24 protein-coding genes are annotated in these 23572 nt (G+C 52.5%); 7 read left to right on the forward strand and 17 right to left on the reverse strand.

The features are described from left to right. Window positions 1-12 precede the first annotated feature (12 nt). Entirely contained in the window at window positions 13-1107 is a 1095-nt protein-coding gene (locus tag JUF11_RS05700) for a DUF871 domain-containing protein (protein ID WP_204118744.1), read from the reverse strand. 194 nt (window positions 1108-1301) lie between these two features. On the opposite strand from JUF11_RS05700, the gene JUF11_RS05705 reads away from it, so the two are divergent. Genes JUF11_RS05705 through JUF11_RS05715 form a run of 3 tightly spaced genes read left to right on the forward strand, consistent with a single transcriptional unit; the run spans window position 1302 to window position 4903 of the window. After that, window positions 1302-2051: a DeoR/GlpR family DNA-binding transcription regulator gene (locus JUF11_RS05705; protein ID WP_125581700.1), complete on the forward strand. Its 750-nt coding sequence runs from the start codon at window positions 1302-1304 to the stop codon at window positions 2049-2051. Further along, entirely contained in the window at window positions 2048-2965 is a 918-nt protein-coding gene (gene pfkB / locus JUF11_RS05710; RefSeq protein WP_204118745.1) for a 1-phosphofructokinase, read from the forward strand. Before JUF11_RS05705 ends, pfkB begins: the two co-directional genes overlap by 4 nt. Beyond that, window positions 2966-4903 carry a PTS fructose transporter subunit IIABC gene (locus tag JUF11_RS05715; RefSeq protein ID WP_204118746.1) on the forward strand — a complete coding sequence of 646 codons (1938 nt, stop codon included), beginning with the start codon at window positions 2966-2968 and terminating at the stop codon, window positions 4901-4903. It begins immediately after the preceding gene. Between the two features lie 154 nt (window positions 4904-5057). Here the strand turns inward: JUF11_RS05715 and JUF11_RS05720 are convergent, their stop codons facing one another. Both JUF11_RS05720 and uvrC read right to left on the reverse strand, forming a co-directional pair. Beyond that, complete coding sequence (locus JUF11_RS05720) at window positions 5058-5201, reverse strand: hypothetical protein (protein ID WP_204118747.1); 144 nt, start codon at window positions 5199-5201, stop codon at window positions 5058-5060. Window positions 5202-5315: 114 nt separating this feature from the next. Beyond that, window positions 5316-7094, reverse strand: a complete 1779-nt coding sequence (gene uvrC, locus JUF11_RS05725; RefSeq protein ID WP_204118748.1) for an excinuclease ABC subunit UvrC — start codon at window positions 7092-7094, stop codon at window positions 5316-5318. 126 nt (window positions 7095-7220) lie between these two features. On the opposite strand from uvrC, the gene JUF11_RS05730 reads away from it, so the two are divergent. Together JUF11_RS05730 and JUF11_RS05735 are read left to right on the forward strand one after the other, a co-directional pair. After that, window positions 7221-7361: a hypothetical protein gene (locus tag JUF11_RS05730; protein ID WP_204118749.1), complete on the forward strand. Its 141-nt coding sequence runs from the start codon at window positions 7221-7223 to the stop codon at window positions 7359-7361. Window positions 7362-7440: 79 nt separating this feature from the next. Next, on the forward strand, window positions 7441-8679 hold the full coding sequence (locus JUF11_RS05735) for an MDR family MFS transporter (RefSeq protein ID WP_204118750.1): 1239 nt from the start codon (window positions 7441-7443) through the stop codon (window positions 8677-8679). Between the two features lie 24 nt (window positions 8680-8703). Here the strand turns inward: JUF11_RS05735 and JUF11_RS05740 are convergent, their stop codons facing one another. Beyond that, window positions 8704-9453 carry an amino acid ABC transporter ATP-binding protein gene (locus JUF11_RS05740; protein WP_270235080.1) on the reverse strand — a complete coding sequence of 250 codons (750 nt, stop codon included), beginning with the start codon at window positions 9451-9453 and terminating at the stop codon, window positions 8704-8706. Between the two features lie 175 nt (window positions 9454-9628). Here JUF11_RS05740 and JUF11_RS05745 point away from each other — a divergent pair, with 175 nt between their 5' ends. Continuing rightward, window positions 9629-9781, forward strand: a complete 153-nt coding sequence (locus JUF11_RS05745) for an SPJ_0845 family protein (protein WP_204118751.1) — start codon at window positions 9629-9631, stop codon at window positions 9779-9781. A gap of 39 nt (window positions 9782-9820) precedes the next feature. Here JUF11_RS05745 and JUF11_RS05750 read toward each other — a convergent pair whose 3' ends face one another. The 13 genes from JUF11_RS05750 to rpsO all read right to left on the reverse strand — a co-directional run bounded on the left by JUF11_RS05750 (window position 9821) and on the right by rpsO (window position 23037). Then, window positions 9821-10591, reverse strand: a complete 771-nt coding sequence (locus JUF11_RS05750; RefSeq protein WP_204118752.1) for a sulfite exporter TauE/SafE family protein — start codon at window positions 10589-10591, stop codon at window positions 9821-9823. A 68-nt stretch (window positions 10592-10659) separates the two neighbouring features. Then, complete coding sequence (locus tag JUF11_RS05755) at window positions 10660-10950, reverse strand: nucleoside triphosphate pyrophosphohydrolase family protein (protein WP_125581686.1); 291 nt, start codon at window positions 10948-10950, stop codon at window positions 10660-10662. Beyond that, on the reverse strand, window positions 10937-11548 hold the full coding sequence (yihA, locus tag JUF11_RS05760) for a ribosome biogenesis GTP-binding protein YihA/YsxC (RefSeq protein WP_204118753.1): 612 nt from the start codon (window positions 11546-11548) through the stop codon (window positions 10937-10939). Before yihA ends, JUF11_RS05755 begins: the two co-directional genes overlap by 14 nt. Before the next feature lie 145 nt (window positions 11549-11693). Next, window positions 11694-12947 (reverse strand): ATP-dependent Clp protease ATP-binding subunit ClpX, encoded by a 1254-nt coding sequence (gene clpX / locus JUF11_RS05765; RefSeq protein ID WP_204118754.1) that lies wholly within the window; start codon window positions 12945-12947, stop codon window positions 11694-11696. Between the two features lie 606 nt (window positions 12948-13553). Continuing rightward, window positions 13554-13751 carry a hypothetical protein gene (locus JUF11_RS05770; protein WP_204118755.1) on the reverse strand — a complete coding sequence of 66 codons (198 nt, stop codon included), beginning with the start codon at window positions 13749-13751 and terminating at the stop codon, window positions 13554-13556. Between the two features lie 64 nt (window positions 13752-13815). Further along, window positions 13816-15153 carry a trigger factor gene (tig, locus tag JUF11_RS05775; protein ID WP_204118756.1) on the reverse strand — a complete coding sequence of 446 codons (1338 nt, stop codon included), beginning with the start codon at window positions 15151-15153 and terminating at the stop codon, window positions 13816-13818. 116 nt (window positions 15154-15269) lie between these two features. Next, window positions 15270-15836: a histidine phosphatase family protein gene (locus tag JUF11_RS05780; protein WP_236000450.1), complete on the reverse strand. Its 567-nt coding sequence runs from the start codon at window positions 15834-15836 to the stop codon at window positions 15270-15272. A 45-nt stretch (window positions 15837-15881) separates the two neighbouring features. Further along, on the reverse strand, window positions 15882-16673 hold the full coding sequence (locus JUF11_RS05785; protein WP_204118757.1) for a Cof-type HAD-IIB family hydrolase: 792 nt from the start codon (window positions 16671-16673) through the stop codon (window positions 15882-15884). Window positions 16674-16799: 126 nt separating this feature from the next. Then, the gene (locus tag JUF11_RS05790; protein WP_204118758.1) at window positions 16800-17987 is read right to left on the reverse strand and encodes an aminotransferase-like domain-containing protein; all 1188 of its coding nucleotides are present in this window, start codon (window positions 17985-17987) and stop codon (window positions 16800-16802) included. 152 nt (window positions 17988-18139) lie between these two features. Then, window positions 18140-19330, reverse strand: coding sequence for an elongation factor Tu (tuf, locus tag JUF11_RS05795; RefSeq protein ID WP_203633885.1), 1191 nt, complete (start codon window positions 19328-19330; stop codon window positions 18140-18142). A 225-nt stretch (window positions 19331-19555) separates the two neighbouring features. Then, a complete protein-coding gene (locus JUF11_RS05800) occupies window positions 19556-20470 on the reverse strand; it encodes a hypothetical protein (protein ID WP_204118759.1) in 915 nt (304 codons plus the stop codon). Between the two features lie 115 nt (window positions 20471-20585). Then, entirely contained in the window at window positions 20586-22268 is a 1683-nt protein-coding gene (locus JUF11_RS05805) for a ribonuclease J (RefSeq protein ID WP_204118760.1), read from the reverse strand. Window positions 22269-22767: 499 nt separating this feature from the next. After that, window positions 22768-23037: a 30S ribosomal protein S15 gene (gene rpsO / locus JUF11_RS05810; protein WP_125582878.1), complete on the reverse strand. Its 270-nt coding sequence runs from the start codon at window positions 23035-23037 to the stop codon at window positions 22768-22770. Between the two features lie 248 nt (window positions 23038-23285). Between rpsO and rpsT the strand changes: the two genes are divergently transcribed. Further along, window positions 23286-23540, forward strand: a complete 255-nt coding sequence (gene rpsT, locus JUF11_RS05815; protein WP_125582876.1) for a 30S ribosomal protein S20 — start codon at window positions 23286-23288, stop codon at window positions 23538-23540. Window positions 23541-23572: the final 32 nt, after the last annotated feature.

Here is a 23572-nt window from a genome sequence, read left to right on the forward strand (position 1 = left end):
CACCTCTAAGAATTAAAGGGTGGCTTCCTCAAATTTGAACCCACTCCAAGGCTTCAGGTAACTCAAGAGGAACGCCTCATCTGGGTGAAGGTGGCCAACCACATTCACCCGCCCATCATTGGGCATGTCTTGCAAAGCAATTTGAGTTTCCCCTTTGTATTGGCCAAAGCCCTCGTTATCAATCAGCACATCCCCGCGGGTAATCGGCTTGGTGTTATGGGCCGGAAAATCGCGATCCCGGTACTTCACCCGCGTCATGGTGCTCCGCAGCAGGTATTCGCTGCGATCACCGCGATAGCTGTGATCATTTTCAAAAATCACGGTATGTTCCAGTGGCGTCATGTCCGCTGCTGGCACGACCTTGACCACCGGGTAAGCAGCGAAGAAGGCATCATGTGCCGCCTTCAGCTCCGCCTCGCTGGCATACGCATTAGCAATAATGACATCATTAATGGTGTCCATCAACTGATAATGCTTCACTTGCGTTTCCACTGGCAAGTTGCGGTGCGATTCCAGCGTGCACAGGCCATCTTGGGTTGGCCAAGGGCCGAACGTCGCAGCCTGTGACGTAATGAAAGCCGCCGTGTTCAAACGGTACTGGGTGTAAAGCGCCGTGGCTTGCTCAAAGAACGCCTGACCCAAGCCGGAGAAGCGATGCGGGTAGAAATTATGCGACCCCAGCAAGTTATTGCGATCAGGTGAAAACGCCATGATGTTATCGATGTAATGGGTGCCTTGTGACATGTTGACCTCAATCTTCAGGCCATAAGGATTGCGCGTCATCCGGGCTTCTTCGGCGCCGGTGAAGCCTTCATCCAGGCGCACGCCCCAGGCCCCAAGGTCGTGGAAGAACGCTAAGTTGTCGTAAGTCACCCCGAGCTGCTTGAATAGCGCCGGGTTGATGTCGACCATCACTTCCATGCCAAGTGCATTGGCATGGTTGATGACCTTCTTGAAATTGTTCACCACTGCATCTTGGTCACCTTTAATCTCAAGCAGTGAGGTGAAGACGCGTTTGAACTTGTATTGCGCCGCTAAATCAAAGTATGCGGCATCTTTTTCATAAGTCGATCGTTCTGGATAAACTGAAACGCCTAGTTTTCCCATGAGTATCGTCCCCCTTTTCGAATCTAGTTTACCATTTTGGACCATACCAATGAAAGGGCTTCCTACAAATTTGTGGGAACAATTTTGATGTGACGGCTTGTGACCGATGGCTGAAGATATTTTGAATGTTTTTGACCGTTATGTATTGCTTTTGACCGTTTGACGTGTATACTAAGCGCTGTGAGGTGAAGAAAATGCTTACAGAAGAACGCCATCGCTACATTCAAGCGCTGCTAACCCGCCAATCAGTGGTGAAATCTCAAGCCCTGATGGCGGCCTTAGATGCTTCTGAGTCAACCATCCGCCGCGACCTCGCCGACATGGAAAGTGCCGGCCAGCTCCGGCGCATTCATGGCGGCGCTGAACGCATCGATGCCAGCTTGGTGGAACTCAGTGTCCAAGAAAAAGCCACCCAGGCGCTGCTGGAAAAGCAGCAAATTGCCCAAGCCGCGGTGAAACTGCTGAAGCCGCACCAAACGATTTTCCTGGATGCTGGCACCAGCACGGCGCAAATGATTCCCCTGCTCGCCGAGCGGGAAGTCACCGTAGTCACCACTGGCGTTGACAATGCCAGTCAGCTTGCGGATTATGGCATCGCCACCCGCCTGCTGGGTGGCAGCGTCAAGCCAACGACCAAGGCGCTGATTGGGGCCACCACCGTGCAACAAATGGAAGCTTGTCGCTTTGACTTTGCTTTCATCGGCGCGAACGGGGTGCACCTGAAGTATGGGCTGACCACCCCGGATCAGGAAGAAGCCGCGGTGAAAGCCGCTGCAATCCGGCAGGCCAAAACTGCCGTGATTTTGGCCGACCCGACCAAATTCGGCCAGGTCAGTTTCGCCCGCTTTGCCCCGATTTCGGCTGGCATCATTCTCACCACGGCTTTAGGTGACATTGCCACCTATTATGAAGATCAAACCAATATCAAGGAGGTTCATGCATGATTTACTCGATTACCCTCAACCCGTCAATCGATTACGTGATTGCCCTGCCTGACCTTGAACTGGGGCGGGTGAATCACCTCAGTTCAGCGGTGATGCTACCAGGCGGCAAAGGCATTAACGTCAGTCGCATTTTGAAGGCGTTGGGCATTGCCAGTACCGCGCTGGGGTTTAGCGGTGGCTTCACCGGCGCCTTCATTGAGGACCAGCTGGCGCAGCTTCAAGTTGCCCATCACCTGACCACCACGGCGGCAGCCACGCGCCTGAACGTTAAGCTGCATGCGCAAAGCGAAACCGAACTGAACGCGGCTGGGCCGCAAATTACGGCAGCCGAAGTCGAAGCCTTCACCTCTGACCTCAAAGCCCGCCTGCAACCTGGCGATGTCGTCATCATGGCTGGCAGCCTGCCGCAAGGTTTGCCGACCAGCTTCTACCGCGACCTCATTCCGATGATCCATGCTGCCAAAGCCGAGTTTGTCATTGACACCACTGGCCAAGCGCTGCTTGACACCCTGCCTGATCATCCCCTCGTCGTCAAACCGAACCACCATGAACTGGCCGCCTTGTTCGGGGATGCCGAATACACGGATCTCCAGCAAGTGGTCACTGCTGGGCGCAAGTTGCTGAAGCTCGGCGCGCAGCATGTCCTGGTTTCCATGGCCGGCAAAGGCGCCCTGATGATTACCGCCGATCATGCCTACCATGGCACCGTTGCCCCGGGTCAAGTGATCAACTCGGTGGGTGCTGGCGACTCGATGCTCGCCGGTTTCACTGGCACCTTGATGCAAACGGGCGACGCGCAAGCCGCCTTCAAAGCCGGCATCGCCTGCGGCAGTGCCACTGCCTTTTCCCAAGACTTAGCCACCAAGGCTAAAATTGCTGAAGTCGCCGCCACCATCACAATGGAGGAAATCTAAATGGATATTCGGGACTTACTACTTAAAAATGTCATGATCATGGATCTCAAGGCTACCACCAAGGCGGCGGCCATCACCGAAATGGTCACCAAGTACGCTGAAGAAGGCATTATCGATGATGCCAAACTCTATCAAGCCGACATTGAAAAGCGTGAAGCAGAGTCCACCACCGGCATCGGGGATGGCATTGCGATGCCTCACGCCAAAGACAAAGCCGTTCAACGCGCCACGGTGCTGTTTGCCAAAAGTGCTGCCGGCGTCGACTTCAACGCCTTAGATGGTCAGCCGGTGCACCTGTTCTTCATGATTGCCGCCCCCGAAGGCGCCAACAACACGCACCTGCAAGCCTTAGCAGCATTGTCTTCGCTGCTGATCAACCCGAAGCTGGTGGCTGCCCTCAAAGAAGCGACCACCCCGGATGAGGTCTTGCAACTCTTTGCTGATGCCCAAGCCGCCAAGGAAGCCAAAGAAGCTGAAGAGGCTGCCGCCGAAGCAGCTGCTGCCCCGGCCGCGGTTGAAACCACGCCAGCAGAAAAGCCCTTCATCGTCGCGGTCACGGCCTGCCCCACTGGCATTGCCCATACTTACATGGCTGAAGCCGCCCTTAAGGAACAAGCCGAAAAAATGGGCGTCGCCATCAAAGTCGAAACCAACGGCTCTGAAGGCGTGAAGCACCTCCTGACCAAAGCCGACATCGCCAAGGCGGTTGGCGTCATCATCGCTGCCGACAAGAAAGTCGACATGCCACGCTTTGACGGTAAGCATCTGATCAACCGTCCAGTCATCGACGGCATCAAGAATCCGGAAGAATTAATCAACGACACCCTAGCGGAAAAAGGCCCGATTTTTCACGCTGAAGGCGGCGCGCAAAGCGAAGCTGATGATGACGAAAAGAAGAGTACCTGGAGCAAGATTTATGCGGACCTGATGAATGGTGTTTCCAACATGCTGCCTTTCGTGGTCGGCGGTGGGATTATCATGGCGCTGTCCTTCATCTTTGAAAATGCGTTTGGCGCCCAGTCTGGTTGGTTCACTTTCACCAATAACTTAGGGAACTACGCCTTTTCCTTCTTGGTGCCAGTCCTGGCTGCTTACATCGCCGTGTCGATCGGTGATCGCCCGGCCTTGATGCCTGGGTTTGTCGGCGGTTACATGGCCACCTTGGCTTCTGCGTCAATTGTCAAAGCACAAAATCCGGCCGGGTTTATCGGCGGTTTGGCCGCTGGGTTCATTGCTGGCTGGATGATTGTTGGCCTCAAGAAGCTCTTCGCTAAAGTCCCACGCTCCTTGGACGGTTTGAAAACCATTTTGTTCTACCCAGTCATTGGCTTAGCCTTGATTGGCCTGATCATGTTCTTCATCGTTAATCCGATTTTTGCCTTCCTAAATGGCGCGCTGATTGCCTGGCTTGAAGGCATGGGCACTGGTAACGCCGTCGTCGTCGGCGTGATTTTGGCGGCGATGATGAGCATTGACATGGGCGGTCCCTTCAACAAAGCGGCTTACACCTTTGCCATTGGGATTTACCAGGCTTCTGGCTTCAAAGACGGCCGCTGGATGGCTGCCGTCATGATCGGTGGGATGATTCCGCCGCTGGCCATTGCCTTGGCCGCAACCTTGTTCCCGCAAAAATTCACCAAAACGGAACATAGCTCCGCCATGTCCAACTATGTCTTGGGCCTGACCTTTATCACTGAAGGCGCCATTCCTTTCGCCGCCACCGACCCGCTGCACATCATCGGGAGCTCGGTCATTGGCTCTGCGATTGCCGGCGGCTTGACGCAAGTCTTCAAGGTCAACGTGCCTGCACCCCACGGCGGGATCGTCGCCTTAGCGCTGACCGATCAGAAACTGGGCTTCATCGTCTCGCTGATTGTCGGCACCGTCATTGCCGGTCTCATCCTCGGCCTCTGGCGGCCCAAAGCCAAAGAAGCTTAATTGATTATTTTATCCCTCACCGCTTCGGCAGTGAGGGTTTTTTTACGCTGGCACGGCAACGGTAGTGGCTGTTTGTCTTCGGTGCCACTTGCGCGCCCGCCCCTGCCCACCAAAATAGGGCCCGCTGTCACTTGCAGCGGACCCACTCGTTTAATTAGAGCAGCCCCAATACCCCTGCCAGCAGAAGACTGGCGAAAATCAACGCTAGGCAGTGAGCTGGCTTGGGCGCAACTCGGTCATAAGCACGGTCCTGATCGACTTGATGCTGTCTGCTGGGATGATTCGGCATCGCCATCATGATCATCACTCTTTTCGTTTTATAATTTAAATCTCATTTAAATATCATCATAATAACATGGTTGCCAGGGAAACGAAAGCACCAAAAAACGCGACTGCATGCAGTCGCGCTGGGTTACAGCGATAGTTTAATGGCCTGCGCCACGGCTTTGGACACGCCAGCCGCTTGAAGGTCTTCCATGGAAGCCGCTTTGATGCCATTCATCGTTTTGAACTTGCGCAGTAGTTTGGAACGGGTTTTGGGCCCTACTCCTTGAATGGTTTCCAAGCGCGACGCCAACGAATTCTTGTTGCGCAGCTGGCGGTGGAACGTAATGGCGAAGCGGTGCACTTCCTCTTGAATTCGTTCCAGCAAATAAAACCCTTGGGACTTCGGATCCAGGTCAATCGGCGCGTCAAAATCGCCATACAGCAGGCGGGCGGTTTTATGCTTATCATTCTTCACCATCCCCGCCACCGGAATCGCAAGGTTCAACTCGTTTTCCAGCACATCCTTAACGGCATTCATCTGAATTTCACCGCCATCCATCAAAATCAAATCTGGCATGGCGGCGTGCTCCTTCAACAGCCGACTGTAGCGGCGCCGAATCACCTCATAGGTGTTGGCCACTTCATCTGCGCTGTGTTCGTTTTCTGCTTCGGCCAGCTTGTATTTGCGGTAGTTGGTTTTCTCTGGCCGGCCATCGACGAATTGGACCATGGCAGACACTGGGTTGGTCCCTTGAATGTGGCTGTGGTCGAACGCCTCAATCACATGCCCTGGCGCTAAGCCGAGGGCGGCAAAAATCTCGTTTTGCGCGCCGACCGTGGTGCGATTATCCAGCTCCAGCAAGCGAAACTTTTCATCCAGCTTGATTTTCGCGTTTTTGGCTGCCAATTCCATCAAGGCCCGCTTTTCCCCGCGTTGCGGCGTCCGCACCGGCACTTCAAGCACCTGCTCTAAGACGTCGTTATCAAGGCCACTGGGGACGAGAATCTCCTTGGGTTTGACGTTGTTCTTGCGATCATAGAACTGCAAAATAAAGGTTTCGAATTCTTCTTCGGCAGTGGTGGCAATCGGAAATAGCCGGGATTCCCGCTTCATCAACCGCGCTTGGCGAATGAAGAAAATCTGAATCGAAATCCAGCCTTTATCCATGTAGAAGTTGAAGACATCACGCTGGGTGCGGTCGGTGGAAATGATTTTTTGCTTTTCTACCGTGACTTCGATGTAGTGTAGCTGATCACGGAGCTCTGCCGCGCGCTCGAATTCAAGCTTCTTGGCCGCGTTTTCCATCTTTCGCGTCAGCTCTTGCTTCACCCGGCCGGTGTTACCATCCAAAAAGCTGCGAATCTTGGCGATTTGGGCGGCATACTCTTCCTCTGGTACCGTCCGCCAGCAGGCGCCGAGACACTGGCCCATGTGATAATACAGGCACGGCCGGCCCTGGAACTCATTGCAGCGGCGCAGCGGATAGACCTTTTGCAGGAAGTGAATGGTTTCTTGCGCGGCATAGACATTGGGATACGGGCCAAAATAATAGGCGCCGTCTTTCTTGACGTCACCGGTGAGTTCCAACTTGGGATCACGTTCGTTGGTGATTTTGATGTACGGATAACCAGTGCCCTTTTTTAGCTTGATGTTATAGTACGGCTGCCACTTTTGAATCAAAGTGATTTCAAGCAAAAAGGCTTCTTTATCACTAGAGGTGACGATATAATCGAAATCAGCGATTTCCGCCACCAGCCGCGCGGTTTTACCATCGTGACTGCTTTTGAAATACGAGCGCACCCGATTTTTTAGATTCTTGGCTTTCCCGACATAAATAATCTTGCCATTGATATTTTTCATTTGGTAACAGCCCGGCTCATCTGGCAGCAAGGCTAGCTTATGTTCAATGTGTTCAGACGCCATTCTATCACCTCATTTATCGTTTACAAAACAAACGTTCGCTTACTATTCTAATATTCACCACGACATAACGCAACTTAGATGCCGGCATGGTATCATAGCCTTAGCCGTTGATAGAGGATGAGGATTGTGCAAAAACACCGGAAGCGGCCGAACGCCGCGATTAAAAAACGCCAAACCCGCAGCGCAAAAGCCGCTGAATTGGCCAATCTCAAGCACCAGCTTGACCATAATTTAATTGGCCGCACGCCGCGCCGCCGGCCCAGATAATTGACCACTAGCCTAGCACTAGTGGTCTTTTCTTTTGCCTGCGCTTTCCGTATACTGGTTAAGTTTGGCGGAGGTAATTATGAAAGAATTTATGGCACTGAACAACAACTTAAAATTACGGATGCTGACGGTCTTCTTGGCCGTCATGCTGTCGAGCTCAATTGGCCCGAACATGACCATTTACTACGCCAAATATTTTGGCGCCGGTTTGACCGGCGTGCTGCTCATTATCGTGTCGGTCATGGGCTTCATTGCCGGCCTGTATGGTGGGCATCTCGCCGATGTGCACGGCCGCAAGCCTATCATGGTGCTGGGCACGATTTTGACGTTGGCTGGGTTTGCCTTAGCTGCGGTGATGAATTCGCCGCTGGGTCACTTTCCACTGCCAACCTTTTTCGCCTTTTTGATTGCGCAAGTCGGGGCCAACCTCTCTAGCCCAGCCGAAGAAGCCATGGTCATTGATGTCTCAACGCCGCAAAATCGGCGCTATGTCTATGCCCTCATTTACTGGATCATCAATATTTCCGTGATGATTGGTGCCGCGTTAGGCGGGTGGTTCTTCCGAGATTATCTCTTTGAACTGCTGATTGGCATGGGCGCGGTCACCATCATCAACCTGATCATTATCTACTTCTTCATGTCCGAAAGTTTCACGCCGGATCATGCTGGTTCTGGTTCGGTGTGGCAGGCGGTGCGCGGCTACTGGCAAGTCATGAGCGACCATCGTTACGACTGGTACCTCATCGGCATGGTGCTCAGCGGCATGGTCACCAACCAACTCGGTTTCTATCTGGCCGTTCACCTCGGCGCCGATTTTCACACGGTACACCTCTTCGGGCTGGAAATCTACGGCCAGCGCATGCTCTCTGGCATCACGCTGATCAACACCGCCATCATCATTCCCTTCATGTCCTTGTTCACCCGGCTGACCAGCAAATGGTCACTGCGCCGGGCCTACACGATTGGGATGGGCCTGCAGACGCTAGGGTTTGCCCTCACCTGCATGCTCAACACCCTGTGGCCAATTGTGATTTGCGCGGTAATTCTCACCATCGGGGAAATGGTCGTGGTGCCGCCGAGTCAAACCCTGCGCGCCGATTTGATGGACCCGGCCAAAATCGGGACATATTCTGGCGCCTTTTCCGCGGTTTACCCCTTGGCTTCGGTGCTGGCTGGGGCCACCGTCACCTTGTCGACGGCCATTGGGCAGTATGGCATGGCCATCCTGTTCTTGCTGCTGGGCGGGTGCTCCATCGCGGCAGTGATCCATGTCCTGAATTTACCCAAGGCAGCTTGGAATCAAAAAGATCCTGACTGACAAAATGTCGGCCAGGATCTTTTACTATTGCGCCAAGACTTTGCTGAGGAAGTCTTGGGTCCGCGGATGTTCTGGATGCGAGAAAATCGCTTCTGGCTTGCCTTTTTCGGCAATGATGCCGTCATCCATGAACCACACTTCATTGGCCACTTCGCGGGCAAAGCCCATTTCGTGGGTCACAATGACCATGGTCATGCCCGACTTGGCTAGATCTTCCATGACCTTCAGCACTTCGCCCACCATTTCTGGATCCAGCGCCGAGGTCGGTTCGTCAAACAGCATCACATCCGGTTCCATGGCCAAAGCACGGGCAATGGCCACCCGCTGCATTTGACCCCCAGATAAGCTGGTGGGGAAAGCAGCAGCCTTATCTTCTAGGCCGACTTGCGCCAGTAGCGCCTTGGCTTTAGCCGTGGCATCGGCTTCGCTTTGCGCCTTGACTTTCATCGGGGCCAACTTGATATTATCCAACACGGTCATGTTCGGGAACAGATTGAACTGCTGGAACACCATCCCCATTTTTTCCCGCACCACATCGAGCTGCTTTTCGCTCAGAGAGGTCAAGTCGGTGCCTTCAAACAGCACCTGGCCAGAGGTCGGCTGGTTGAGCAAATTGAGACTGCGCAGGAAGGTACTCTTCCCACCGCCTGACGCCCCAATGACAACAATGACGTCGCCTTTGTTGATGGTTTCGGTAATGTCGTTCAAGACAATGTTATCGCCAAACTTCTTCACGAGATGGTTCACTTGAATCAATGGTTGTTCGTCACTCATAACCCATTCTTCCCTTCACGGCCGAATTTTACCGGCATCTTGACTATCATGCCGTTTACTATACACGTAAATTAGTATTTATGCAATATCTATTCTATTTTTATTCAACATTTGGTGTCCGTCGCCTCTGCGTGCTATACTAGCGCCAAAAGCAAGGCGGAAGGAGCACACGATTATGGGCTTAAAAGTGAATACCAAAACCGACTGGGGCGAAATGTTCGACAAGTTTGCCACGGTGCCTGAGGAAGCCAAAGCCACTGGCAATGATCCAAAAAAGCAAGAAGAACAGGCTAAAGCCGCTAAGGCCAAAAAAGCCGCTAAGAAATGAGCTAATCAAAATGCCGAGCCTCGCGCTCGGCATTTTGATTCACTGAAGATACGCGGTATAGAAGAAATATCCCGCCAAGGCGAAGGCGCCAATGCCGATCAACAATCTGATCAAGTGATTAGACACATGCCGCACGACAACTGGCCCTAGCAGGCCGCCAGCAAACATCCCCAGCCCCAGCGGAATCACCATCAGCCAGTAGACTTTGGTGGTGAAGGCGTAAATCACCAGCGAGACAATATTGGTCAGCAACGTTGCGAAGTTTTTCAACGCGTTGCTGACGGCAAAACTGACGGGTAAGGTCACCGCCAAAATGGAGAGCATCATCACGCCAGCCGAAGCCCCGAAGTAGCCGATATACACCCCCACCAAGAAAATTAGGAAATTACGACCGACCAAACGCCAGCCGCGAACGGTGTGACCGACCTGCTCAGGTGCGGGCTTTTGGCGCAGCGATGACAACATCAGCACGCCGGCAATGGCAATCAGAAATGGCACCACTTTCTCAAAACTGGAAGCCGGCGCCACGGCCAAAATCAACGCGCCAACGATGCCGCCGATCACCGCCCAGACGCCGACCTGCCACATCATTTTGCGATGCGCCGAGAGCTCTTGCGTGGACGCCAGCCCGGAACCCACCCCAGTGAAAATCATTGCGGCAGTGTTGGTGACATTGGCCGACACTGGCGGCACCCCTAGCGCCAGCAGCACTGGATAAGTCACTAGCGATGCCATGCCGGCGGTGGAACTAATTAACCCACCAGCTACCCCAGTGAGTAAGAGAATTAACGTTAATAGAATTGGATTCATTTGCGCCTCATGATAAAACCAGCGGCCAGACTGAAAATCGGCAGGCCGCTGGTTTCGTTATGACTAGTTTATAGCTTGATGTTGGGATACTTCTTGGCTAAGGTCTGCAGATTCGCTTTGGCGACTTCCTCGAATGGAATATCCGCCCACAATGCAATTTGGGATAAGTACCAAAGGACATCGCCAAGCTCGGCTTTGAGCTGTTCTTGATCGAGGTCTTGCCCTTGGAAGGTGTAGCGCTTGATGCGATCGACCACTTGCCCGCCATCTGAAGCCAGCCCCAAAGCGAGGTTGGTCAGCACATGCTCATTGCCGGCCAGGGTCTTATTGGCCTTTTCCTGATACTCATTCAACTCCATGATGATTGCCTCCAATATTTGCTTGCGCGTCTAACCAAGCCCACACCGCGTCTTTGCCTTCCCCAGTTTCGGCGGAAAACATAATCAGCTGATCGGTTTGGTTCAGATCCAAAGTCTTTTTAATGTCACGCATGATGGTTTGCCGCCGCGCCTTGCTGGTTTTGTCGACCTTTGTGCCAATCACCAACACATCGATGTTGAAATACTTCAGATACTGATACATCGACACGTCATCGGCACTCGGCAAATGCCGCGCATCGACCAAAAGCACCGCGCCGTGCAACTGCTGCCGGGTGCTTAAGTATTCCTCAATCATGGCCGCAAACTTCGCCCGCGCCGCTTTGGACACCTTAGCAAAACCGTAGCCAGGGACATCGACAAAATACAGCTGGTCTTCAATGTCGTAGAAGTTCAGGGTTTGCGTTTTGCCAGGAACACTCGAGGTCCGGGCCATGCTTTTGCGATCAATCAGGCGATTGATCAAGCTCGACTTGCCGACATTACTGCGGCCGACAAAAGCAATTTCCGGATACCCAGTGGCAGGATATTGCTTGGCACTAACCGCACTGATGGTCAGGCTCACATTATTGACTTTCATGGTGACCTCCTAAAATCTTTCGCCATTAAGTGTATCATACCCGCCGAAAAAAGGGGCGCCTGCATCAGTAAACAAGCCAGTGGCAAAAATGATTCCATCAAAAAAGGCCAAGCTGATCATCAGCTTGGCCTAGCTTATTTCAAGTTTATGAGGCTTTCCGATCGTCGGCTTTGATCAGCTCCGGCTTGCCGGTGCCTTCAACCGCCGCTTTGGTCACGACTGCCTTAACCACATCTGGTTCACTTGGCAGCGTGAACATCATATCTTGCATCACTGCTTCAATGATGCTCCGCAAACCACGGGCCCCGGTGTCGCGCACAATCGCCTTATGGGCAATCGCATGCAGTGCGCCTTGGGTGAACTCGAGCTTAGTGTCATCCAGCGACAGCAGCTTTTGATACTGCTTGACCAAGGCGTTCTTCGGTTCAGTCAAAATCCGGACCAAATCATCTTCCGTCAACTTCTCAAGGGACGCAATAATCGGAATCCGGCCGATGAATTCAGGGATGATTCCGAACTTCATCAAATCTTCCGGCACGATTTGCTGCATCAGTGACTTCTGCTCATCAACTTCGGTGTTGTCTGAATTCTTGCCGAAGCCAATGGTCTTTTCACCGAGGCGGTTCTTGACGATGCCTTCGATGCCGTCAAACGCCCCGCCAACAATGAACAAAATGTTCGTGGTGTCGATTTGGATGAACTCCTGCTGGGGATGCTTACGCCCGCCCTGCGGTGGCACGTTGGCAATCGTGCCTTCCAAAATCTTCAGCAAGGCTTGCTGCACGCCTTCCCCAGAAACATCACGGGTGATGGACACGTTCTCAGACTTCTTGGCGATTTTGTCGATTTCGTCGATGTAGATGATGCCCTTTTCGGCCCGCTCTACGTCATAGTCGGCGTTTTGGAGCAACTTGAGCAAAATGTTCTCGACGTCTTCACCGACATAACCCGCTTCAGTCAAGGTGGTGGCATCCGCGATGGCAAATGGCACATTCAAAATCCGCGCCAAACTCTGGGCCAAGAAGGTCTTCCCTGACCCAGTTGGTCCGATCAACGCGATGTTAGACTTTTGCAGCTCGGTGTCGCCTTTGTCAGCGACTTCCATCTGGTTAACCCGCTTGTAGTGGTTATAAACCGCCACCGCGAGCGCTTTTTTAGCGGCATCTTGACCGATTACATAGTCATTCAAAATGCTCAAAATGTCGATTGGCTTTGGTACTTCCAACATGTTGGAAGCGGCGTCAGCCTTGAATTCTTCGTCGATGATTTCCTTGCAGAGGTCGATACATTCATTGCAAATATAAACCCCAGGGCCAGCAACGATTTTCTTCACCTGATCTTGGGATTTCCCGCAAAATGAGCAGGTCACCGGACCGGTGGTTTCAACGTTGTCAAACATTAATCTTCAACCCCTTCTTGTTACCTTCATGATACCAAAACCGCGGCACCATGCCTAGTCAAACCGCAACAGCGTAGCACAACAAAACCGGGTTTGTCAAAAACTAGGCTGCGGAGCTGAACCGCACTTAGCCCGACAGATAGCCTAAGACTGAGCATTGAAGCCTGGGCTTGGCTTCGAGGCTCAGTCTGTAGCTAGCTGCTCGGGCGTTGGTTCAGCGCAGCGCAACCAGGCTGCGGAGGTCGGCGGGCTTAGTCCGACGAGTAGCCTAGCGCCAAGCACTGCCATCGCTCTTTGATGGCGAGGCTTGGTGCGTAGCTAATCGCTCGGACGTTGCCGACCGCATCGCGACTATGCCACGCTGCTGGGTCGGCCAACCTCCGCAGCCAGGGGCTGGAACGTGGTGGCCAGCGCTTTGAGCCTCTGCGAGTCTCAAAGTCGCGGCTTAATCTAACAGTAAAGACCACCGGCTAAGAACAACTTCACCACTGAGCCCCTTTCTGCTCCGGTTAGCCGCCCCTGCCGTATCCGATTATGGCCACATCCTTGTCCGTGCCCAAGTCAGCAAGAGATGACTGTTTTTGTGGGTGTTCACATCAAAACAGCTTAATACCCCATCACTAAAATCAGTATTCCTGCCGCCACCACGGCTGCGGCCAAGGTCAGCAGCAATTTGCGGGCGGTTGGGCGCCATTGACGCCGGCGCGCCAGGAGGAATAGCGCCACGCCACTGAGCATCATCAAAAGCGCACGTTTTTCTGGGCCGCCGACTAAGCGGACGAATAAGCGCATGATTCTTATCATATTGCCTCCAAGATGCAAAAAGCACTCCCCCTAAAGCGGAGGAGTGCCATTGCGTGACACAAGGTTACTTGTCAGCGTCTTCCTTATCGGCATCGGCTTTGTCAGCTGCTTTTGGGGCAGATTCCTTAACTGAGTCGGTGATGACCGTGATGGCATCTTGAACGCCGATATCATGTTTCAACATGTCATCGGTCAAGGCGCGACGAACGGCCTTTTCTTCCATGTTGTATTCGCCAGCCAAGCGCTTAATTTCACCCTTAACTTGGTCTTCGGTTGGTTCGATCTTTTCTGCTTTAACGACAGCTTCAAGCACCAAGTTGGTCTTGACGCGGCTTTCAGCGTTAGAAGCAAATTGCTTCTTCAGGTCGGCTTCGGAAGTACCAGTCAGCTGGTAGTACATCTTTGGGTCGATGCCCTGTTGCTGCATGGAACCCAAGTATTGGTTCATCTGGTTGTCCACTTCGGTGTCAATCATGGCTTGGGGAATAGCCGGGATCGTGGCGTTGTCAACGACCTTAGCAATCGCCTGTTCCTGAATGGCATCGTCTGCTTCTTCGTCCTTCTTGGCTTGCAAGTCAGACTTGATCTTCAGCTTCAGTTCTTCCAGGGTTTCAACGTCTTCGTCGTCCAGATCCTTGGCAAAATCATCATCCAAGGCAGGCAATTCCTTGCTCTTGATTTCGTGAACGGTGGTCTTGAATTCGGCATCCTTGCCGGCCAAATCCTTGGCTTGGTAATCTTCTGGGAAGGTAACCTTAACGGTGACCTCATCGCCAGCCTTGGCGCCAATCAGCTGATCTTCAAAACCAGGAATGAAGGAGTTTGAACCTAATTCCAAGGCATAGTTCTTGGCGGAGCCGCCATCGAATTCCTTGCCGTCAACAGTGCCGACATAATCAATGGTCAACGTGTCGCCTTTTTCAGCGGCGCCGTCTTCCTTGAGCACCAGTTCGGCTTGGCTTTCCTGCTTCTTGGTCAGTTCAGCATCAACGTCAGCATCGCTAATGGTGCGGTCCTGCTTGTCAACAGTGATGCCCTTGTAGTCGCCCAGCGTTACTTCTGGCGCCACGGTCACGGTTGCCTTGATCACCCAAGGCTTGCCTTCGTCCATGCTGTCGATGTCGATTTTTGGCTGGTCAACGGCATTGATGCCGGCTTCAGCGATAGCAGCATCGTAAGCGTCTGGCAAAACAATGTTCAAGGCATCTTCGTACAATGCCGCTTCGCCATACATGCGGTCGAACACGGTGCGAGACACGTGGCCCTTCCGGAAACCTGGAATGTTCAGGTTCTTCTTAACGCGGTTGAACGCTTTGTCCAGACCTTCTTTGATCTTATCTTGTGCGATTTCAAAAGTCAGGACGCCGTCTGTGTCGCCCTTCTTTTCCCAATTTGCAGCCATGATATCCCTCCGACTAAATTATGTTATTCGTATTGCATACTTTTCATATCATACGCGAAAAACCCGCATTTGTAAACGCAACGCGGGCTGACAAGTAAAAAAACTTTACGTCACAATCACGCCTGGGCATTTTCCGGGTCAACAATCTGGCGGAGCTTAAAGTCTCCTTGCGCGTAATCAAAGATGATAATTCCTGCATTCGGCAAGCGCTGATGCAGCTGATTGGGTGCATAATGCTGCAAAAATGTGTGGCACGCCCCAGCATGTGACACCACTAAAATATTGGCCCCGGTAGCTTGTTCCATGATGGTATCGATGGTTTGGGTGATGCGCGCTTCAAGCTGGGCATCGCTTTCCCCGCCCCAAGGCACGAAAAAGTCCCCATAGGGCGGCGTCGGGTTCAGATATTCCGGTTGGCCTTCAAATTGGCCAAAGCCATGCTCGCGCAAGCCTTTTTTGCGTTGATAAGGCAGTTTGGTGACCAACTCCAACGTGTCGGCAGCCCGCTCTGCCGTGGAACAATAGGCCTCATCCAGCGTAATGCCCTGCGCTGCAAACCACTGGCTGGCGGCCAAGGCTTGGCCAATGCCTCTGGCGGTCAAGGGTGAATCACACCAGCCTTGAATGCGTCGCAATTGATTAAATAACGTTTCCCCATGCCGCATCAAATATAACGTCTTCATGTCCTCGCCTCATTCAAAAACGCCGCGTCTCCCGCGGCGCCATGCTTAATCTTTAAAATAATCTTCGAGAAACGCCAGCACGCCTTGCGCGTTATTATCGACAGTCTGAGCATCTGCCGCTTGCTTGACTGCAGGTTGGGCGTTGGCCATTGCCACGCCTAAGCCAACTTCCTTGATCATTTCGAGGTCGTTGCCCCCGTCCCCAAACGCCGCCATATTTGCGAGGGGAATATTGAGCACCTGGCCCAGTTCAGCCAGCCCAGCGGCTTTATGCCGGCCGGGCTGAATAATATCAATATCACCATGGCCACTGGAAGTCGCCACCGCCAAGCCCCTGAGTTCTTCGCCAAGCACCTGCAGAAATTCCTCGGTGCGTTCAGGCGGAAAGTTCATCCCAAACTTGAGAATGTCATCATCCGTCACCTCAAGGGTTGGCTGCACTGCCAGCCGGTGGTAGTAGCGCCTGGTATTGGTGATGAAGGCATCGCCTTCGCTGGCGCGGACATACCCGCTTTTCACGCCGCATGCGACGATTTTCAATTCGGGATGGCTGGTCAGAATGGCGGTAATCTTAGCCGTTTCTGCTGGCGTAAAGGTGTGCACCGCATAGGTTTGCGTTTCATCGCGGATGTAGGCCCCATTTTCGGCCACATAAATCGTTTCCGGGTAATCTTGGAAGAAGCTTCTCAGCTGATAATACTGATTACCACTAGCGACCACGAAGCGCACGCCGTGATTGTTTAGCATTTGATGCACCCTAGCAAAACGGGCGCGATCATAATCCTGATCAGAGCGCAAAAAAGTACCATCCATATCCACTGCAACAAGTTGAAGCATAAAGACCTCCTGTGGTGACGTTTTCATGTCTCATTGTAGCAAACTTCAACCTGGCCAGCGGTCAATTTTCGCAGTGGCTATGGTCAAATTCTCCACAAAAAAACCGGCACCAAGCCGGTATTAACGCTAAGCACGATGGGCCTGGGCCGTCGCAGTGGCCGCCAAGGCGGCGGTCAAGCGGGCACTGCCCGGTTCAATCTTGGCGGTTGGTGGTGCGGCGAAGGTCAAACGCGCGCCATTGAGCAACTGATGCGAAGGCGTGAGGTTTTTACTCGGCACGACACTCACATGCGCCGGGGCCAGCCGCTGTGCCTGTAGAGCCGTCATATCCACGCCAGCCGGTGCCGTCAACCACAGGAAAAATCCGCCTGCCGGCTGACTCAGTTGATACCCTGCTGGTAGTTGGGCACTGATGGCATGATGCATCAGCTTGAGCTTGGCGCCATAGCACTGGCGGAGTTGGTCCAGATGAGCATCAAAATCATTTTGCTCCAGGTACAGCGCCACGGCGCGATGAACCAACTGACTCGATTCGACATCACTAGCCCCGCGTAACGCCGCTGCCGCCTCTAGAAGCTTCGGGGCGGCAACCATCCAACCTAGGCGCAAGCTCGGCGCCAGAATTTTGGACATACTACCGAGAAAAATCACCCGCCCTTGCGTGTCAAAATGCTTCAGCGGTGGCAGCGACTCGCCTTGATACCGCAGCCAGCGGTACGGCCCGTCCTCCAAAATGATGACGTCATACTGATTGGCCAAAGCAATCAGGGCTTTACGTTTGGCCAAAGACATCACCGCGCCAGTCGGATTTTGAAAGTCCGGCACGGTATAAATCATTTTGATCTTGTGAGTCATCAAAATCTTTTGCAGCGCGCCTAGATCCATACCATCGGCGGCCATCGGCACCTCATAGTACTGCGGTTCATAAGCGTTGAACGCGGCCAACGCCCCAAGGTACGTCGGCGCCTCGACCACGAGGCCATCACCAGGATTAAGCAGCATTTTGGCTGCGAGATCAATGCCTTGCTGCGCCCCTTGGGTCAAAAGCACATCCTGCGCCGTGGCGGGAATGCCATCTTTTTGTAGCCACTGGGCAATGTGTCTGCGCAACCGCGGCAAGCCCCAACTATCGCCATATTGAAAAGCGGCCGATTCTTCAGTGGCCTGAGCAAATGCTCCCTGCAGTGCCGCTTGGGGAAACATGGTGGCATCAGGATACCCACCGGCAAACGAGATGAGCTCCGGATCTGGGGCAGTAAAGAGTTCATCTAACCCTGACTGCATGGTGGTGGCAACTCGACTGGCAAACTTCATGTGACCGCGTCCTTTCGTTTCTTACGATAACTTCATGGTACCGGTCTACCAGGGTTAAGTAAAACTCATCTTATTTGTTTTAAGTTGAACACATTTCATTTTAATAAGCAAAAACAGCGCTTCGCCGAAGCGAAACGCTGTTAAAGGTTGAATTAGTCGAGGATTTCAGAAACGACCCCGGCACCAACAGTACGGCCACCTTCACGAACGGTGAACTTCGTACCTTTTTCAAGAGCAACTGGCGCGATCATGTCGACTTCGAACGTAACGTTGTCGCCAGGCATAACCATTTCAACACCTTCTGGCAGTTCAATCACACCGGTAACGTCAGTGGTGTGGAAGTAGAACTGAGGACGGTAGTTGGAGAAGAATGGCGTGTGACGGCCGCCTTCTTCCTTCGTCAGGATATAAACTTCGCCCTTGAACTTCTTGTGGGTCTGGATGGAACCTGGCTTTGCCAGGACCTGACCACGAACAACTTGGTCGCGGTTAACCCCACGAAGCAGAACACCAACGTTATCGCCGGCTTCACCCAAGTCAAGGGTCTTACGGAACATTTCAAGGCCGGTAACGGTGGACTTCAGAACTTCGTCCTTCAGACCAACGATTTCGACTTCGTCACCGATCTTAACGGTCCCACGGTCGATACGACCAGAAGCAACCGTCCCACGACCAGTAATGGTGAAGACGTCTTCAACAGGCATCAAGAAAGGCTTGTCGGTATCACGAACTGGCGTTGGGATGTATTCATCAACGGTGTCCATGAGTTCTTCGATAACCTTTTCTTGTTCCTTGTCGCCTTCAAGTGCCTTGAGGGCTGAACCACGGATAACAGGAATATCGTCACCAGGGAAATCGTATTCGGACAGAAGTTCACGAACTTCCATTTCAACCAAGTCGATCAATTCGTCATCGTCAACCAAGTCGGTCTTGTTCAGGAAGACAACGATGTAGTCAACACCAACCTGACGAGCCAGCAGGATGTGTTCACGGGTCTGTGGCATTGGGCCATCAGTAGCCGCAACAACCAAGATCGCACCATCCATCTGAGCAGCGCCGGTGATCATGTTCTTAACGTAGTCCGCGTGCCCTGGGGCATCGATATGCGCATAGTGACGCTTTTCGGTTTCGTATTCAACGTGGGCGGTGTTGATCGTGATGCCACGTTCCTTTTCTTCTGGGGCAGCATCGATTGATGCGTAGTCCTGCGCCTTAGCGAGGCCCTTTTCGGAAAGTACCTTGGTGATAGCCGCGGTCAAAGTAGTCTTACCGTGGTCAACGTGCCCAATCGTACCAATGTTTACGTGGGGCTTAGTGCGTTCATAGTGTTCTTTTTCAGCCATGAAAAAACGAACCTCCTGTATATTTTCGTAAAGACACAGGCAAAGCCGCCCGTAATCCTTTACGTTCTATCTTACTACATTCACGCCAAAATACCAAAACAATATTTTGGCTGGAAATGAATTCCGAAAATGATTATACCGAGAACCCCCGGTTTTGTAAACCATCCTAGTCAAGTTTTTTTGCTTTACACGTCTTTTGAGTCGTTCCGGCCACTGTTCAACTGCTCAACTAAGGTCGGTCAAGGCCTGGGTCTGCGTCCCTAACCAGTCAAACAAGGCGTGCTCCTCGGCGGTCACCTCAGGGCGGTCGCGGTTAAGGTAACTGGCGGCAAAATGCTTGGGCTCTGGTACAGCCTCCCCAATAAAGGGATAAAGGTAACCTAATTCAAAGCGCAACGTTTCCACGGTGGCCTTCATTAGCTCGGGATCAGCCAAGCCCACTTGGAGCTGGATTTGATTCAGCACCTGTAGCATGGTCGGATCATTCATCACGCCAGGCAGCGCACTGGGAATGACTGCAGCCGTCGTCTGGTAGCTCGTCACTTGGACTGGCGTTGTTTCCCCAACCGCCGTCAGCGCATCCAGTAAGCTGACGCGAATGGCGGGATGGACATCTGGATCAATCAGATTGGGCTTAGCCGCCTCGATGATTTTGGTTTTCGGTAAGCGGCCAAGTTGCTGAATCAACTGCTCCTGCTCATGCGGACTCAACCCACCCAGATGGCGCAACCGCCGGGCCAGGTCCGCAATCTCATCCCCATGCGCGGCTAAATCAGCCGTTTCCGCCGCCGTGATTTGCTGCTCAAAGGCTGGGGCTTTGCTGCTCTCAACATGGTGCAACACCGCCCAGGCGAACCGGTAATCAGGTAAGTCCAACAACACTTCAAACAACAACTTGGTGGTGCTATCACCAGCTAAGAAATCTTCCATATACTCACTGACGTAAGGCAACGCTTCGCTGCTTTGATGCAACCCCACCAGTGCTTTGACCAGTGGCCGGGCCACTTCAAACACCGGCGTTTCCTTATACGCCTTTTCTAAATGCGCCACGGCACTGGCATAGTTCTGCTTTTGCAAGGCAGAAACGCCAAGGCTCATATGGCGGCTGCCACTATTTGGCAAAGGCACGATTTTTCCCATGCGCTTCACTCCCCTTTGGTTACCATCATACCAATGTTTTCCTCAGAAAAAAATATCCGGCTTGGCTGCTTACAAGCATAGAAAAAACCTGAAGCTAGGCTCCAGGTTTGCACGGCTACTGCCGTTTGGCACTATTCTGATTAACTTCCATGATGACCGGCAAAATCACGGGCCGCCGCTTGGTGTGGTCAAACAAGAACCGGCTCAAATCATCGCGCACCGCCTGCTTCAAGGTGCTCCAGTCAAAGGACTTGTTGTCGAGTTGCTTTTGCACGGTTTTGGCCACGAGTTCGCCGCTTTCGTTCAGCAGGTCGCGCGAGGTCTTCATGTAAACGAACCCGCGGCTTTGAATTTTCGGCTTGGCCACGATTTTCTTCTTTTTGCGGTCGATGGTGACCACCGCAATGAAAATCCCATCTTCCGCCAGCATCTTGCGGTCACGCAAAACGATGTTACCGATGTCGCCGACGCCGATCCCGTCAATCATGGTATTACCGGCATCAACATGACCCGAGATGTGCATCTTACCTTTTTCGTAGCTGATGATGTCGCCGACGTTCGGAATGATGACATTCTCGGCAGGAATACCGGCATCCTTAGCAATCTCGGCATGGGCTTCCAGCAGACGATACTCGCCTTCCACGGGAATGACGAAGCGCGGCCGCAGCAAGTTGATCATCAACTGCAAGTCGTCCTTGTTGGCATGGCCGCTGGCGTGGATGTCTTCTGAGATGGCCTTGACTTCACCACCAGCGCGATAAATCATATCCCGCGTGCGGGCGGCCATCGTTTCCATGGCATGTGAAATGGTGGTGGTGATATAAACCAGGTCGCCTTCGTGAATGTGCACCAGCCGATGCTTATTGGTGGCCATCCGCTGCAGTGACTTCAACGGTTCGCCCATGCGACCAGTTTCAAGCACCACGGTTTCTTCCGGCTTCATAGTTTTCAGCTCTTTGGTGGTGGCAATGATGCCTTCGTCTGGTAGCACGATATCCTTGAGCCGAATGGCAGTTTTCACCACCCGCTCCACTTCGCGGCCCGTCAAAACCACCCGGCGGTTGTTGGCCGCTGCGGCATTGATGACCTGCTGGATGCGCTGAATGTTATTGGCGACACTGGCGACAATCACCCGGCCTTCATGGTAGCGGAAGGTCTCAGTGATATGATCGTAAATTTCGTGTTCGCTGGCGCTGCGGTATGGCGATTCAGCATTGTTGGAATCAGACAGCAACGCTAACACTTTGCGGTCACCGATTTTGGCTAAGCGCGACAGGTCCGTGTGGTACTTCGGGGAGGCACTTTGGTCAAACTTGAAGTCCCCGGTGTAAACGATCGACCCGTTCGGCGTTTCAATGACAATCCCTAAGCTCCCAGGAATGCTGTGGGTCGTCGGGAAGAAGGAAACCTTGATCTTGCCGAAATCAATCACCGATTTTTCAGTAATGACATGGAAGTCGCGGAATTTCTTAGCTTTCGGGCTGGCGGTCATATTAAGCTTGGCCATCGCAATGGTCAGCTCAGAGCCAAAGACTGGCACTGGATGTTCGCTGACAAAATACGGCAGCGCACCAATCGCGTCGGCGTGGCCGTGAGTCAGAAAGATACCGGCGATTTTATCGGCATTTTCCTCTAGGTAAGTGAGATCAGGAATCACAACATCGATTCCAAGCAGTTCGTTGTCTGGGTATTTCAGCCCAAAATCGGCAACGAAAATTTGGTCGTCTACTTCGATGGCGTACATATTTTTACCGTTCTCACGCACGCCGCCGAGTGCGACCACTTTGATTTTACTCATGTGAGCACCTCGTTAAATTAGATTAGGTTCTTTCGCCAATCGCTTGGCAACGAATTATTCCTTTTAACAGTGTACCACACAGGCAGTGAAATACCTATTCTAGCCAGCAGGCAGCGACGAGGTATCGTTCGTGGTCGAGTGACTTGAATGGTTTTAACTGCCGGGCAGGGCTGCCTCCGCAGAAATGGCTGGAACGTGGTGGCCAGCGCTTTGAGCCTCTCCGAGTCTCAAAGTCGCGGCTTGTTCTAAGCCAACTAACCCGTTGGCTAAGAACAATTTCACCACTGAGCCATTTCTGCTCCGGCTTCCCAGCCCTACATTGATATTCTCTCTTCTATTCGACTTCCTTACGCCAATGCACCCCGATCTTGCTTGTTCAATTCGGCTGTTTCACATTGAAATCATTCATGAAGACACAGCAACACCCATTACGAATGTCGTTAAAACGGCACAAAAAAACACACCGCCGCAGCGATGTGTTTTATTTTGCAAATTGAAATTAACGACGCAGGCCGAGGCTTTGGATCAGTTCACGGTAGCGGTTAATGTCCTTGTTGCGAAGGTAGCGAAGCAAGTTACGGCGTTGGCCGATCTTCTTCATTTCACCCACGTAAGAGTGATAGTCCTTCTTGTGCTTAGACATGTGGTCCGTCAAGTTCTTGATGTCGGCAGTGAGCAGCGCAATCTGGACCTCTGGTGAGCCAGTGTCGCCGTCTTTGCGGGCGTATTGCTTGATGATCGCATCTTTTTGTTCTTTTGTGATTGCCATGGAAAATTCCACCTTTCGTTTTCATAATTGCCTGAAACTGAGGGAAGCGCGGTGAACCGCTAAGCTAAGTATCAGGTTCAAATCACTCAATTACTTTACCGTACGCAAGGCTTAGATGCAAGTTTTTTCACTGCTATCAAGGATTTTTCCTTTACAAGTTTTTATTGCATTGCAGCTGGGCCTTCGGTATAATGCTATCTGTTGAAACAATAATTCGCATTACAAATCTCAGCCCGGAGGTGAAATTCATGCCACAAATCAAACAAGCAATCAAGCGCGTTAAGACGCAAGAGGCTTCTCGCCAACGTAACATCTCGCAAAAGAGCGATATGCGTACAACCGTGAAGAAGTTCCGTGCCGCTGCTGCCGCCGGCGCTGACAACGCGCAGGACTTGTACAAGGAAGCTACTCGCGCCTTGGACATGGCTGCATCAAAGCACCTGATCCACAAGAACAAGGCCGGCCGCGATAAGAGCCGTCTTGCCGCACTTTTGAACAAGTAAGCAAAACCTGCCAGTGGCAGGTTTTTTTATTT

This window comes from Lacticaseibacillus suilingensis (assembly GCF_016861845.1).
Taxonomy (GTDB): domain Bacteria; phylum Bacillota; class Bacilli; order Lactobacillales; family Lactobacillaceae; genus Lacticaseibacillus; species Lacticaseibacillus suilingensis.